General features: G+C 63.9%; 11 protein-coding genes. 8 read left to right on the forward strand and 3 right to left on the reverse strand.

Annotation, left to right across the window (positions count from 1 at the left end; genetic code table 11):
* Window position 1 precedes the first annotated feature (1 nt).
* The 6 genes from VGP39_RS20765 to VGP39_RS20790 all read left to right on the forward strand — a co-directional run bounded on the left by VGP39_RS20765 (window position 2) and on the right by VGP39_RS20790 (window position 8,092).
* Window positions 2–2,707 (forward strand): molybdopterin-dependent oxidoreductase, encoded by a 2,706-nt coding sequence (locus VGP39_RS20765; RefSeq protein ID WP_327569970.1) that lies wholly within the window; start codon window positions 2–4, stop codon window positions 2,705–2,707.
* A gap of 48 nt (window positions 2,708–2,755) precedes the next feature.
* Entirely contained in the window at window positions 2,756–3,667 is a 912-nt protein-coding gene (locus tag VGP39_RS20770; RefSeq protein ID WP_414644752.1) for an SMP-30/gluconolactonase/LRE family protein, read from the forward strand.
* Between the two features lie 165 nt (window positions 3,668–3,832).
* On the forward strand, window positions 3,833–4,672 hold the full coding sequence (locus tag VGP39_RS20775; RefSeq protein ID WP_327569971.1) for an aldo/keto reductase: 840 nt from the start codon (window positions 3,833–3,835) through the stop codon (window positions 4,670–4,672).
* Window positions 4,673–5,070: 398 nt separating this feature from the next.
* The gene (locus VGP39_RS20780; protein WP_414644753.1) at window positions 5,071–6,009 is read left to right on the forward strand and encodes a DMT family transporter; all 939 of its coding nucleotides are present in this window, start codon (window positions 5,071–5,073) and stop codon (window positions 6,007–6,009) included.
* Between the two features lie 96 nt (window positions 6,010–6,105).
* Window positions 6,106–7,176 (forward strand): phospholipase, encoded by a 1,071-nt coding sequence (locus tag VGP39_RS20785; RefSeq protein WP_327569972.1) that lies wholly within the window; start codon window positions 6,106–6,108, stop codon window positions 7,174–7,176.
* 73 nt (window positions 7,177–7,249) lie between these two features.
* A complete protein-coding gene (locus tag VGP39_RS20790; protein ID WP_327569973.1) occupies window positions 7,250–8,092 on the forward strand; it encodes a class I SAM-dependent methyltransferase in 843 nt (280 codons plus the stop codon).
* 7 nt (window positions 8,093–8,099) lie between these two features.
* Here the strand turns inward: VGP39_RS20790 and VGP39_RS20795 are convergent, their stop codons facing one another.
* A complete protein-coding gene (locus VGP39_RS20795; protein WP_327569974.1) occupies window positions 8,100–8,561 on the reverse strand; it encodes an Lrp/AsnC family transcriptional regulator in 462 nt (153 codons plus the stop codon).
* 138 nt (window positions 8,562–8,699) lie between these two features.
* On the opposite strand from VGP39_RS20795, the gene VGP39_RS20800 reads away from it, so the two are divergent.
* On the forward strand, window positions 8,700–11,096 hold the full coding sequence (locus tag VGP39_RS20800) for a transketolase (protein WP_327569975.1): 2,397 nt from the start codon (window positions 8,700–8,702) through the stop codon (window positions 11,094–11,096).
* Window positions 11,097–11,543: 447 nt separating this feature from the next.
* Here the strand turns inward: VGP39_RS20800 and VGP39_RS20805 are convergent, their stop codons facing one another.
* A complete protein-coding gene (locus VGP39_RS20805; protein ID WP_327569976.1) occupies window positions 11,544–11,801 on the reverse strand; it encodes a helix-turn-helix transcriptional regulator in 258 nt (85 codons plus the stop codon).
* Window positions 11,801–12,301 carry a hypothetical protein gene (locus tag VGP39_RS20810; RefSeq protein WP_327569977.1) on the reverse strand — a complete coding sequence of 167 codons (501 nt, stop codon included), beginning with the start codon at window positions 12,299–12,301 and terminating at the stop codon, window positions 11,801–11,803. The genes VGP39_RS20805 and VGP39_RS20810 overlap by 1 nt, the downstream gene beginning before the upstream one ends.
* On the opposite strand from VGP39_RS20810, the gene VGP39_RS20815 reads away from it, so the two are divergent.
* A partial coding sequence (locus tag VGP39_RS20815) for a hypothetical protein (protein ID WP_327569978.1) occupies window positions 12,285–12,741 on the forward strand: 457 nt, incomplete at its 3' end. The genes VGP39_RS20810 and VGP39_RS20815 overlap by 17 nt on opposite strands.

Here is a 12,741-nt window from a genome sequence, read left to right on the forward strand (position 1 = left end):
CGTGACGATGGTCGATCCCGCGCTGCGCGCGACCCGCACGAGCTGTCCCTATTGCGGCGTCGGTTGCGGCGTGCTGGCGACGCCGGACGGCAAAGGCGGCGCTGCGATATCGGGTGATCCCGAGCATCCCGCGAATTTGGGCCGGCTGTGCTCGAAGGGCTCCGCGCTCGGCGAAACGCTTGGGCTGGAAGGGCGGCTGCTCTATCCCATGATCCGCTGCAGCAAGCGCAACATGGAGCAGGTGGCCTGGAGCGACGCGCTCGACCACGTCGCGCACCGCTTTCAGCACATCATCGCGCGCGATGGTCCGGATGCGGTGGCGTTCTATCTCTCCGGGCAACTGCTGACCGAGGATTACTACGTCGCCAACAAGCTGATGAAGGGGTTCATCGGCAGCGGCAATGTCGATACCAATTCTCGGCTCTGCATGGCCTCGACAGTGGCCGGCCATCGCCGCGCCTTCGGCGCCGACACCGTGCCCGGCTGCTACGAGGATCTCGACGAGGCCGACCTGCTGGTGCTGGTCGGCTCCAACGCGGCATGGTGCCATCCGGTGTTGTTCCAGCGCATGCTTACCAACAAGCAGAAGCGCGGCGCGCGCATCGTGGTGATCGACCCGCGCCGCACCGATACCGCAGGGGATGCCGACCTGTTTCTGGGATTGAAGCCCGGCACCGACACCGCGCTGTTTTGCGGGCTGCTGGCGCACCTGGCCGACAGCGGCGGGCTCGATCGCGATTACGTCGAGCAACACACCTCCGGTTTCGACGAGGCGCTCGCCCGGGCGAAAAGCATTGCGGCAAGCGCCGGCGCCACGGCGCTCGCAACGGGCTTGAGCGAGGCCGAGGTCGCGGCCTTCTTCCAGATGTTCAGGACGACGCCGCGCGTGGTCACGCTGTATTCGCAAGGCGTCAACCAGTCGGCGCAGGGCACCGACAAGGTCAACGCCATCATCAACTGCCATCTGGCGACGGGGCGGATCGGCAAAGCAGGCGCGTCGCCATTTTCGCTGACCGGACAGCCCAACGCGATGGGCGGGCGCGAAGTCGGCGGCCTCGCCAACCAGCTCGCAGCCCATATGGGCTTTACGCCATCGGATATCGACCGCGTGCGCCGGTTCTGGAAAGCGCCGCGCATCGCAACCCGTGAGGGGCTGAAGGCGGTGCAGATGTTCGAGGCGATCGGGCGCGGCGAGATCAAGGCGCTGTGGGTGATCGGCACCAATCCGGCGGTGTCGCTGCCCGACGCCGATGCCGCCCGCGCCGCGCTGGCGAAACTCGATTTGTTCGTGATTTCCGAGAACGTGCGCTGCAACGACACCGTGAGCGCCGGCGCGCATGTGCTGCTGCCGGCGCAGGCGTGGGGCGAGAAATCCGGCACGGTGACCAATTCCGAACGACGGGTTTCGCGCCAGCGTGCGTTTTTGCCCTCGCCGGGCGAAGCCAAACCGGACTGGTGGATGTTGAGCGAGGTCGCAAAGCGCCTCGGCTTCCGGCCGGCGTTCGATTTCAACTCGGCGGCGGACGTGTTTCGCGAGCATGCGGCGCTGTCGGCGTTCGAGAACGGCGGCGCCCGGGATTTCGATCTCGGCGGCGTGGCGCGGCTGTCCGATGCTGCGTTCGACGCGATGGACCCGATACAGTGGCCGATGCGGCGGGGAGAACTCGAACCGCGGCGGCGCTTCTTCGCAGCGGGCGGCTTCTACACCGGTGACCGCAAGGCGCGCTTTGTCGCGCCGGAAATACCCGCGTTGCGCAGCGAGGCCACGGCCGGCCGGCCGCTACGTCTCAACACCGGGCGCATCCGCGATCAGTGGCACAGCATGACCCGCACCGGCATCAGCCCGCGGCTGAGCCAGCATCTGCCCGAGCCGTTCGTCGAAATCCATCCCGACGATGCGGCGAGGGCAGGCCTGGCGGACGGCGACTTCGCGCGCGTGGTCACCGATTATGGGCAATGCATTCTGAAGGTTGTGGTGAGCGAACGCCAGCAACGCGGCATGCTGTTCGCGCCGATTCATTGGAGCGACGATAACGCTTCGGCCGCGCGTGTGGGCGCGCTGGTGGCGCCGTTCACCGATCCGTTTTCCGGCCAGCCGGAAAACAAGGCGACACCGGCGTCGATCGCGCCTTACGAGTATGTGTTTCGCGGTTTTGCGTTGGCGCGCGTGCAATTGGAATTGCCTGCGAACGTCTGGTGGGCGCGTGTCGCGGTCAGCGGCGGCACCGGCTATCTGCTCGCGGGCAATGCCGACCTGGCGGGATGGCAATCATGGTTGCGATCGGTCGCCGGCAGCGATCTCGCCGAATACACGGACTTTGGCAGCGGTATTTTTCGCGCAGCGTCGTTTGCGGGCGACCGCATCGAAACCTGCCTGTTCGTCGGCCCCGCGCACGATGCGGGCGACTGGGGGGTGGTCAAGGAGCTGTTCGCGGCGGACGCGCTCGATGACGACCAACGCCGCATGCTGCTGTCGGGCAAATCGGCCGATGGATTGGCGAGCGGCGGTGCTATCGTCTGTGCCTGTTTTGGGGTCGGCCGCACTACCATTCGCGATGCCATCGCGGGTGGCGCGGGTTCGGCCGCCGAGATCGGCGCGCGGTTGAAAGCCGGCACCAATTGCGGCTCGTGCATTCCGGAGTTGAAGCGGCTGATCGCGCAGGTGGACGTTTCAGAGGCGCCGCGCCAACTGGCCGTTGCGAATTAGAGCTGCTCATCTATGGTGCGCCTCGTCCTTCACGGGGTGAACCATTCCATGATGTATCTCGACCGTCCGCCGCTGCTGATCGAAACAAAAGTGTTTTCGGCGATGCCGGACCGGTTTCGCCGCACGGGCGTGCGCTCGACCTGGGCCGACGCCAATCGGCCGGGCCTTGAGACCGATTGTTTCATTGAAGGACCCTCATTCGACGCCGACGATAATCTCTATATCGTCGATATCCCGTTCGGCCGCGTCTTCCGCATCGCACCTGACGGCGCCTGGACGCTTGTCATCGAATACGACGGCTGGCCCAACGGCCTGAAGATTCACCCGGACGGACGCATTCTCGTCGCCGACTATCGGCGCGGCATCATGCAGCTCGATGCGGCAGCCGGGCGGATGCATCCGGTATTGACGGCGCGCAATTCGGAGTCCTTCAAAGGCTGCAATGATCTGCATATGGCATCGAACGGCGACATCTATTTCACCGACCAGGGGCAGACCGGGCTGCACGATCCGACCGGGCGGGTGTATCGGCTGTCACTCGATGGTCGGCTCGATTGCCTGATCGATACCGGCGTCAGCCCGAACGGGCTCGTGCTCGATCCTGCGGAGCGCGTGCTGTTCGTGGCGATGACCCGCGACAATGCGGTGTGGCGGTTGCCGCTGATGAAGGACGGCAGCATCTCGAAAGTCGGCCGCTTCTGTTCGACCTTCGGCAGCAGCGGCCCCGACGGCCTGACCATGGACAGGGCGGGACGCCTGTTCGTAGCGCATGCATCGCTGGGCCATGTGTTCGTGTTTGCGCCGAACGGCGAACTGATCGCGCGCATCAGATCATGCGCGGGGCAAAGCTGCACCAATGTCGCGATCGGCGGCGCGAATAGCGACCGGCTCTACATCACCGAATCGGTAACCGGCACCGTGCTGGTGGCGGATATCGGTGTGCTCGATGATGAAAGATAAGCCCGATTTACCGGCGTCGTCCCCGCGAAGGCGGGGACCCATACGCCGTGTCGTCGATGTTTTGGACCGCCTGAGTGTCCTTGTTTGATCGTCGCACCGTGACAATATGCGCCAGGGGTTATCGGTCCCCGCCTTCGCGGGAACGACGAAGTGCATGAGGCAGCCGTGAGACGAAATCAATTCGGTTCCAACGGCCCGCAGGTCTCCGTGATCGGGCAGGGCACGTGGTACATCGACCATGGCGACCGCGCCACCGCGGTCGCGGCGCTGCGCCGGGGCATCGATCTCGGCATGACGCATATCGACACCGCCGAGATGTATGGCGATGCCGAACTCGTCGTGGCAGAGGCGATTGCCGGACGCCGCGATGAGGTTTTTCTGGTCTCGAAAGTGTTGCCCAGCAACGCGTCGCGGCGTGGAACCATCACCGCATGCGACCGGTCATTGAAACGGCTGAAGACCGACCGGCTCGATTGCTATCTGCTGCATTGGCGCGGATCGGTTCCGCTCGCGGAAACCGTAGCCGCGTTCGACGAGCTGCTGAGCGCTGGAAAAATCCGCTCATGGGGCGTCAGCAATTTCGACACCGACGATCTCGACGAGATGCTCGAAGCCGCAGGCGGTGGCAGTATCGCCTGCAACCAGGTGCTCTATCATCTGCAGGAGCGGGCCATCGAGCACGCGGTGCTTCCGTGGTGCGAGCAGCATGGCGTGGCGGTGGTCGCCTATTCACCATTCGGTCACAATGATTTTCCGAATCCCCGCAGCAAGCCTGGCGCGGTACTGCAGGCAATCGCAGCGGCGCATCGCGCGAGCCCGCGGCAGGTTGCGCTCAGCTTTCTCACCCGGCGGCCATCGCTGCTCGCAATTCCAAAAGCGGCGATGCCGGACCACGCCGCCGAAAACGCCGCGGCCGGCGACCTCACGCTGACCGACAACGAGATCGCCGCGCTCGACCAGGCGTTTCCGCGCGGACCGAGGCCGCGCGGCCTGCCGATGCTGTAGTGCGGTTTCTCATGGTGAAGAGGCGCGAAGCGCCGTCTCGAACCATGAGTCGCGAGCGCTGCCATCCTTCGAGACGCCGCGCGAAGAGCGCGGCTCCTCAGAGTTTGTGAATCTATTCGAATTTCGACGTTTCTGCGGGTCCTAAGTCTTTGATTTGACTCATGTCGGAAAACGCAAAAATCAATAGATTCACAAGCTCTCAGGATGAGGCTGTAATCGCTGTGACGGGCCGGCGCACGCAATAGCGCATATCGGCTTCCTGTTTTCCGGCCTTGTCCATGCGCGCGAATTATCGTTTTTAACGACTTCACCCCGATTCGATTGTTATTACACGCCCGAGTTTCAACGTGACCCCGCCCTCCGCAACAGCCGCCCGGCTGGACAGCGCCTCATTGCCATTGCCATTGCCGAACAGGAAAGTGGCCGCTCGCTCCGCACCGGCGCGCGCCGACCGGCCGTTTCGCGGCATCGCGCTCATTCTGGCGTCGACGATTTTTCTCGGCTGCTCCGACGTCACCGCGAAGTACCTGTCGGCCACCTTGCCGTCGATCGAGATCGCCTGGATCCGGTTCCTGGTGTTCGCGATGATCATGGTTCCGGCGATGCTGCCGGGAACGCGGCTGTTCGCCCTGCAATCCGAACGTCCCGGCCTGCAGGTCATGCGCGGGGTCGCGCTGTTGTCGTCCTCGCTATTCTTCATCTCCGGGCTGCGGTTTCTTCCGATCGCGGAGGCCTCCGCCACCGGATTCATCGCGCCGCTGTTCGTCACCGCATTGTCGATCGCCTTTCTCGGCGAAAAAGTCGGCGTGCGGCGCTGGCTGGCGACGATCGCCGGGCTGATCGGCGTGCTGATCATCTTGCGGCCCGGCTCCAGTGCGTTTCATCCCGCCGCGTTCTTTCCCATCGTCTCGGCGCTGGCTTGGGCTTGCACCCTGATCATGACGCGGATGATGAGTGGCAAGGAGCGCGCCATCACCACCATGACCTGGTCCGCCATTACCGGCGTGTGCATCCTGTCGGCGCTGGTGCCGCTGGTGTGGGTGACGCCAAGCTGGCACGACATCCTGTTCGGGATATTCATCGGCGTCGCATCGACGGCGGGGCAATGGATCGTGGTGCTGGCGTTCCGCTACGCCGACGCCTCGGTGCTGGCGCCGTTTTCCTACACCCAGCTGGTGTGGGTCAGCGTCCTCGGCTTTTTCGTTTTTGGCGAGGTCCCGGATATCTGGACCATCGCCGGCGCCGCGGTGATCGTCGCCAGCGGGCTCTATACCGCACACCGCGAGCGCGTCCGGCAGCGGACGCTGGTTGAGGCCGAGCCTTCTCCGAACGCTTAAGTCTGCCCCATCTTCCTCAGCACTCGTAACACCGTGCTGGCCAGTGGCCGCCGCATGCTTTGCCGCGAACCGTCGGCAATGTGTTATGAAACCCGAATGAGCGATGTTGTCACCGAACGTCTCGTGGCCCTGTTGCCGCCGCTGCTGCGGGCGCTGGAGACGCTCGGTTTCATCGCGCGGCATTTTCATCCGCCGGACTTTGGCGCGGTGATGGACGCCGCCGGGACGCCGGATGATGATTTGCGGGCGGCACGCCAGCAAACTGGCGGCTGGCCGGATGAACTGGCCGGCGTGCGCGAGCGGTTTGAGACCGCAGCCAATGCGGCGCTTGCGGCATTCGAGGGACTGCGCAACGCGCCCGATCAGGCCGACGGCATTCGCGCCGTATTCCGCGCGCTGCGATACCTGCCGCGTGCCAAGGAAGCGCTGTATCCGCTGGCCGGCGCGGTCCCCGCGATCAATCGCTATTTTCTCGATCCGGCGCTGCGCGAAGATGTCGAGTTGACGGCGCGGTTCGCCGCGCCGCCGCCGGACGGCACCGGCGTCATGCACGCGGGTAACGAGCCGGGCAGCCGCGGCGGCTATTCGCTCTACGTGCCGGAATTTTACACGCCCGACCGCGCGTGGCCGGTGGTGATGGCGCTGCATGGCGGCAGCGGCAACGGCCGCAATTTTCTATGGAGCTGGCTGCGCGATGCGCGCAGCCACGGCGCGATCGTCGTCGCGCCCACCGCCACCGGACCGACCTGGGCCCTGATGGGCGAGGACACCGATACGCCAAACCTCGTCCGCATCCTCGATGCCGTGAGAAGCCGCTGGACCATCGACGCATCCCGGATGCTGCTGACCGGAATGAGCGATGGCGGCACGTTCTGCTACGTCACGGGACTGGAGGACGCATCGCCCTTCACGCATCTGGCGCCGGTCTCGGCCACGTTCCATCCGCTGATGGCGGAAATGGCGTCGCCCGACAGGTTGCGCGGATTGCCGGTCTATCTCGTGCACGGCGCGCTGGACTGGATGTTTCAGGTCGAGGTGGCGCGGCAGACGCATCATGCGCTCGCGGCGGCCGGCGCCGATATCGTCTACCGCGAGCTGGACGATCTCAGCCATTGCTATCCGGACGAGATCAACGCAGCGATGCTGGCGTGGCTGCGCGGCGAGTGAGGGCGAGGGTACGAAAGGGCGCGATGACGAAAGAGTCGCTTCCCGGGATCGGCAGAGCAAGCATGGCGGTCGGATGAGCCATCGCGAAATCCCATCCGACTCCGATCGTCCGCCGGTGCTCGCGCATCAACGTTTCCTGGCGGACAAGGCATCCTTTGCCGGTTTGAATCTGGCGCAACGCTTTCGGCACATTCACGACGGCAATCTGTGGGGTGCGGCGGGGTCCGCTTCCGGATTGGGCTCGGAAATGGACGCGACGGCGTCATTGCGCGCGGAGTTGCCGCGGCTGCTGGCGCGACTTGGAGTGAGCTCGCTGCTCGACGCGCCTTGTGGCGATGCCGGCTGGATCAGCAGCGCGGATCTCGGCGTGCGAACCATCGGCGTCGACATCGTGCCGGCCCTGATCGAGCGCCTGCAGGCGCGTGCCGCCGCCGGCGAAATCAACGGCGGCTATCGTCTCGCCGACATCACCTGCGATGCTTTGCCGGCCTGCGAGGCCATCCTGTGCCGCGATTGCCTCGTGCATCTGTCGTTCGCCAATATCGAACGTGCGGTCGAAAATTTCCGGCGCTCCGGCGCCAGATGGCTGATCGCGACCACGTTTCCGCAATGGCAGGTCAACCGGGATTGCGAGGACGGCGACTGGCGCGCGCTGAATTTCGAGCGCGCGCCGTTCGGTTGGGGAGCGCCGGTTGAATTGCTGAACGAGAATTGCACCGAGGCCGGCGGCGGCTGGCGCGACAAGAGTCTCGGCGTGTGGCGGTTAGTTGAGATTGCTTACCCTCCCCTGGAGGGGGAGGGTCGGACGACGAAGTCGTCCGGGGTGGGTGAAGTGTTCATCCGCGGCTTCACCCCACCCCGTCTCGCATTGCGCTTCGCGCATGCTCGCCGACCCTCCCCCTGCAGGGGAGGGTGAAGAAGCATCACACCGGCAGCGCGATCGAATACTTCACCTGGCTCAGCGCAAAACTGGATTCGATCGAGGCGATGCCGTCGAGCCGGGTCAGCTTGTTCTTGAGGAACGCTTCATAGGAGGACAGATCGGCGGCCACCACGCGCAACAGATAGTCGCGGTTGCCGGTCATCAGGTAGCATTCCAGCACCTCTTCCCATTTCGAAATCGCTTTCGCGAAGCGATCGAGGTCTTCCTCCTTCTGCCGGGTCAGCTTGATCGAGATGAAGACGCTGACGTGCAGCCCCAGCGATTTCTGGTCGACCATGGCGATGTAGCGCGTGATCACGCCGCGCTCTTCCAAGAGTTTCACGCGGCGATGGCAGGGCGAGACCGAGAGCCCGACCTTGTCGGCAAGCTGCTGCATGGTGGTGCGGCTGTCGGATTGCAGCTGGCTGAGAATCTTGCGGTCGATGGCATCCAGGGCGTGCATTGGGATAAATCCAGGTAAAGGCGGTATACAGTGGTATTCTATCCCAATAATCGACGATATCTCCCAAGAATTTGAGATTTCTTGCGGCCCGTCGCTCGTTAACATCCAGCCAAAATCAGCCGATCCCGGAGCAGCATGATGCCCGTCGAACCCACGCGCCTTGAACTGTTGTCGGCGCTTGCACGGAAAGTGTTGTGGCTGTCGTCGTGGACCATCCATCACGCCAATCATATCAGGCCGAATAGCGACGGCTTGAAGGTGGGCGGCCACCAGGCCTCGTCGGCGTCGCTGGTGACGATCATGTCCGCGCTGTATTTCTCGGTGCTGAAGCCGGAGGATCGCGTCGCGGTGAAGCCGCACGCCAGCCCGGTGTTTCATGCCATCCAGTATCTGTTCGGGCACCAATCGCGCGAAAAGCTGGAAAATTTCCGCGGCTTCAAAGGCGCGCAGTCCTATCCGTCGCGCACCAAGGACGTTGACGACGTCGATTTCTCCACCGGCTCGGTGGGGCTTGGCGTGGCGCAGACGCTGTTCTCCTCGCTGGTGCAGGACTACGTCACCGCGCATGGCTGGATGAAGGACCGGCCTGAGGGGCGCATGATTGCGCTGGTCGGCGACGCCGAGATGGACGAGGGCAACATTTTCGAGGCGCTGCTGGAAGGCTGGAAGCACGGCCTGCGCAACACCTGGTGGATCGTCGACTACAACCGCCAGAGCCTGGATGCGGTGGTGCGCGAAGGGCTGTGGGAAAAATTCGAATCCATGTTCCGCAATTTCGGCTGGGACGTCAGAATCGTGAAATACGGGCGGCTGATGCAGGCGGCGTTCGCCGAACCCGGCGGCGAGGCGCTCAGGCGCTGGATCGATTCCTGCCCGAACCAGATGTACGCGGCGCTGTGCTTTCAGGGCGGCGCCGCATTCCGCAAGCGCCTGCGCGACGAGATCGGCGACCAGGGCGAGGTGTCCGCGCTGATCGAGCGGCGCAGTGACGATGAGTTGCTCGAGCTGATGTCCAATCTCGGCGGCCACGACATGGCCAGCATGATCGAAGCATTCGAGGCCGTCGATCACGACCGCCCGGTCTGCTTCATCGCCTACACCATCAAGGGCGTCGGCCTGCCGTTCCAGGGCCACAAGGACAACCACGCCGGATTGATGACGCCGACGCAGATGGAAAAGTGGCGGGCGTCGCAGAATATCCGGCCGGGGCGCGAGTGGGAAAAGTTCGAGGGATTGCCGCAGGACGCGTCTTCGCTTGAAGCATTCCTGAAAGATGCGCCGTTCAACCGCGAAGGCCGCCGCCGGCTGACGGCGCCGGTGATCGAGGTGCCGCAGCATCTTGCGTTTTCGCCGTCGCCGCAGATGTCGACCCAGCAGGGTTTTGGCCTCATCCTCAACGAGCTCGCGCGCGGCAACAGCGAACTGGCCTCGCGCATCGTCACCGCATCGCCGGACGTCACGGTCTCGACCAATCTCGGCGCCTGGGTCAACCGCCGCGGCCTGTTCGCGAAGGGCGAGGCCGCCGACCTGTTCCGCAAAGAAAAAATCCCCTCGACCTTCAACTGGGATTTTTCGCCGAAGGGCCAGCACATCGAACTCGGCATCGCCGAGAGCAATCTGTTCCTCCTGATGTCGGCGCTGGGCCTGTCCTCTTCGATCAACGGCGTGCGGCTGCTGCCGATCGCGACCTTGTACGATCCGTTCATCAGCCGCGCGCTCGATCAGCTGAACTACGCCTGCTATCAGGACGCGCGCTTCATGGTGGCGGCGACGCCATCTGGCATCACGCTGGCGCCGGAAGGCGGCGCGCATCAGTCGATCGGCACGCCGCTGATCGGCATCGCGCAGGATGGCCTCGCCGCGTTCGAGCCGGCCTTCGTCGATGAACTCGCCGTCATCACGGGCTGGGGCTTTGCCCACATGCAGCGCGAGCTGAGCGAGGAGGGCGACGAGCAAAGCGGCATGCGCAGCGGCGGCTCGGTCTATTTGCGGCTCTCGACGCGCAGCATCGACCAGCCGCAGCGCATGATGACGCCGGACCTGCAGAAAGGTATCACCGACGGCGCGTATTGGCTGCGCAAGCCGGGTCCGAATGCGGAGGTGGTGATCGCCTATACCGGCGCGGTGGCGCCGGAAGCGATCGAAGCCATCGGCCTACTCGGCGAGAGCCGGCGCGATGTCGGCCTGCTGGCGATCACGTCGGCGGACCGCCTGCATGCCGGCTGGACCGCGGCGCGCCGGATTCGCCGCGACAATCGCGGCTCCAAGCATGCGAGCCATATCGAAAGACTGTTGCGGCCGTTGCCGCGGGACTGCGGCATCGTCACCGTGCTCGACGGGCATCCCGCGACGCTGGGCTGGCTCGGCGGGGTCTGCGGCCACCGCATGGAGGCGCTCGGCGTCGAGCATTTCGGCCAGACCGGCACGATTCGCGACCTCTACCGGCACTACGGCATCGACGCCAACGCCATCATCGATGCGGCGGAGGGGCTCACCGCCGGCGCGCCGGTGCGGCATAGGAAGATGGCGGTGTAAGGTGGGACAGCCGCGGTGCGATGAATTGTTCAACAAACGTGGCAAAGTACTCGGCGTCATACGCGGGCTTGACCCGCGTATCCATCACTTTTCGAAAAAAAGATTCTTGCGAAGAGGATGGATTGCCGGGTCAAGCCCGGCAATGACGGAGAGCTCCGTGTCCCGGGCGCGATGCGGCATTCTTCATGCCGCTTCGCAGAACCGGGACCCCGGTTGGAGTTGAAAAAAGCTGGACCCCGGCTCAGTTCGTAGGGCGCAATAAGCGAAGCGCATTGCGCCATCTTCGGACATCAAGGCAAGGTGGACTTCAGAATGCGGTGCGGCCGTCGCGCCATTATTCTTGTGGCGCAATGCGCTGCGCTTATTGCGCCCTACGGGCTGTTCGATCGAAGTCATCAAAAACGCCTTGATGCTGTTTGGATCATCGATGCTATGCAAAAGCGCGCGTCACCGTTTGCCGCTTCGTTTTTTCATCCGCACCCCAGCGCCGCCGCCATTCTCTGGAATAAACTCGACACCAGCCTTTTCTAGAGCGGCCACCAGAGCGGCGCCCGTTTCGGCACGACCTCCTACCGGCCCATCCTCAGCCTCCAGTCTTCCGATTGTCGGCTCGGAAATACCGGAGGCGGTGGCCAGATCGCCTTGAGACCACGCAAGCAAAGCGCGCGCAGCCTTCATCTGTCTCACTGAAATCGCGTGATCCATCAGCGCCGGGGTGCTGTAGCCCGCCTTTTCGGGGAAGGCTGAGTCTTTCGTGGCTTTTGTTGCTTGCTGAATTGCTCCTCGGGGCCGTCAATCAGCCATTCCAGCGGGCGATCCGTGATCAGACAGAACCTGGTTAGCAGGCGCACCGGGATCACGGTCTTTCGGCCTGCACCGCCGCTGACATACTTCCGGTATCGTTCCGGCGTTATCCCCAGAAGTTTGGCCATATCCTTGTCTTTGCGATCGCCCTGAGCTTCGCGCACACGGGCGCGGAAAGCGTCCCGCCACTGGGATTCTGCAATATCTTCAACATCATCGGCCATGGGCGCACATTGTCCCATAGGACGGATTAAGTCATGAGACAATTGGTCCTTGAATTTTGGGACAGATTGTCCCAAAATTGGCTCATAGCCGATCCTGGTGCCAGGCTGGCCGGCTCCGACCATCGAACCCCTCAACCTTTGGCAAAGCGAGAAAAAATCGATGACCAGTTCAACCAATACCACCCGCCGTGGTTTGCTTTCAACTGCTGCCGCGCTGGCTGCGTCCGCTGCTGTCGCCATCCCGGCCAACGCGGCCGACGCGTCCACGCCCGATCCGATATTCGAGGCGATCGAGGTCCACAGGGCCGCCCGCCTTGCTTTTGAAAACGCCGTCAGCCGGGGTTGTGCGCTTGAGCAGGAATTGCCGGGCGAAAAAACCCGTTCCTGGATCACGGTTTGGGAACAGACGATTGTCGAAACCGACGATCCGCGATGGATCGATAGCGTGCGTGAGGTTCACCATACCTCCGATGCCGCAACCGACGCCGCTTACGCCCTGGCAAACGTCGCTCCAACCACGATGGCGGGAGTGCTGGGGTTGCTGCAATACGCCATCAGCATCCGGCCCGAGGAATGGCCGGAAGGCGTGGAGTCCGATGACGACACCGAGACCCGGC

Source organism: Bradyrhizobium sp. (assembly GCF_036009065.1).
In the GTDB taxonomy this organism is placed as follows: Bacteria; Pseudomonadota; Alphaproteobacteria; order Rhizobiales; family Xanthobacteraceae; genus Bradyrhizobium.